A 1,987-nucleotide genomic window follows, 5' to 3' on the forward strand; every position below is an offset into this window, starting at 1 on the left:
CCGGTAAAGGTCGCCGAGTTCCCACCGGTAAAGGTCGCCGAGGAGGGAGACCGCGTTGTCGACCGGACATCGGTGACGGACATGGCGAGCGTCCTTTCCACGCTTGCCGCGCAGGGCAGGCGGGTCCGCGTCACCTGGAAGGTCGTGGAGTGATGGTGCTGGCCACGCCGGTGCTGGTACGCGCCAAGGTGTCCGAGGTCCTGCGCCGGCATGCGGAGGCACAGGTAATCGCGCTGGCAGCTACCCCGGTGTGGCCGCACGACGAGCGGTTGGACGTGTCCACCGGTCGCGCGATGGTCGTTCGGCCCTGCGTGTCCACGCTCGCGATCCGGGATGAGCTTGCGCGGGTCGCCGACCTGGCACCCGGCGATGTTCTGGTCCTGCTCACCGACCAGGAGACCAGCGAGCTGGGGGCGAGCATCACCGCCCGTTTCGTCGGGCAGAAGGTGCTCCCGCTCGACCGCTGGCAGCAGCTCGCCAGCCTGTTTCGGGCACGTGACATCGACCCCGCGCTCGTCGAGGAGCAGTGGGCGGTCGACGCACTGCTCGCGGTACCCCCGGTGGACGGGTATCCGGCGGTGCCGAGCGGCTACCTCGACCGGGCGAGCGCGCTGAGCGTGCTGGCCGAGACCCGGGTCGGGCTCAGCCGCCTCGACCTGGACCTCACCGGTCTGCTCCAGTGGAGCATCGACCCCGCCCACCTCGTCCGGTGGTGCGCGCTGGATCCGGCGATCCGCGACGGACTCACCGCGTGGCTTGCCGGACGCGGCGGTCACGCGGACGTGGCCCGCGCCGTCCTGCGCTGCTTCGTCGGCGGGTACGGCCCGGACACCGTCGCCGTCGGGCTGGTGCTCGCCGCGTTGACCCATTCCGATGTACGCGAGGCCGCGCAGGTGCCACGCACCATGCTGGAGACGCGGGCGGTCGGCGGAGCCCTGGACACGGCGACCGCCGCGGAATGGGGACGGGCGGCCGAAGGTCTGGTGCAGCGGCTCCTCACCCAGGACGGCAGGGCCGTCGCCGGGACGGTGCTGCGGCGCGCCGAGGAGCTGCTGACCGAGCAGGGCGCCGGCGATCTCGCGTACCCGAGTACGGTCCTGGAGTCGGGTCTCGCTCAGCGGGTGCGCAGTGTCGGATCGCAGGTCACGGCGTTGCTGCGCAAGCGGCGGCTGTACACCGACGATCTCGCGCCGGCGGAGGGGGAGTCCGCGCGGCTGAAGGCGCACGCGCTCGCGGTCGACCATGGCGAACGGGTGCGCCGGGTCGAGATGGCAATCCGGTTGCTCCGCTGGCTGGCCTACCGGCAGGCCAGCGGGCAGCCACCCGCGGCAAGTCTCGCCGAAGCGGCCCGTCGCCAGCAATGTGAGGACGCGTGGGTGGACGTGGCCCGCGCCCGGGTGTGGGAGGGCGACGTCGATCCGGCGGTCGCGGCGGCGTACCGGGCGCTGTGCGCGGCGGTCGACGTGATACGCGCTGAACACGAGCAGCGGTTCGCCCGTCTGCTTGCCGACCATGTCCGTACCGGCTCCACGCTGGGGGAGCTGCTGCCGGTCGAGGACGTGCTCGGCGAGGTCGTGCTGCCCCTGTCGGGGGAACTGCGGGTGCTGCTGCTCGTGCTCGACGGCCTGTCCACGGGCGTGGCGCGGGAACTGCTCGCGGACCTGTCGTCGCGTGGCTGGGTCGAGCACACGCTCGCTCCGGCTCGGCCGGTGCTCGCGGCGCTGCCGTCGGTCACACGGGTTTCGCGGACCAGCCTGCTGTGCGGGCGGCTCACCGACGGCACCCGGACCCACGAACGCGCCGCCTTCGACGAGCGGGGCTGGCCGCTGTTCCACAAGAGCGACCTCACCACGGCCGGTGCCGGCGACGCCCTCGCGCCGAAGGTCGCCGACGCGATCCGGAGCGGCACTGCAGTGGTCGGGGTCGTGGTCAACACCGTCGATGACGCCCTTGACAAGGGGGGGCGCACGCCGTGGACGGCCGACTC

General features: G+C 72.6%; 1 protein-coding gene. It reads left to right on the forward strand.

Going from position 1 to position 1,987, the window contains the following annotated elements; all coding sequences use genetic code 11:
- Positions 1-152: 152 nt before the first annotated feature.
- The coding region (gene pglZ, locus DD1DGNOD_RS12120) for a BREX-2 system phosphatase PglZ (RefSeq protein ID WP_241255668.1) at positions 153-1,987 on the forward strand (1,835 nt) is incomplete at its 3' end.

The organism is Candidatus Protofrankia californiensis, from assembly GCF_900634765.1.
GTDB classification, from domain to species: Bacteria; Actinomycetota; Actinomycetes; order Frankiales; family Frankiaceae; genus Protofrankia; species Protofrankia californiensis.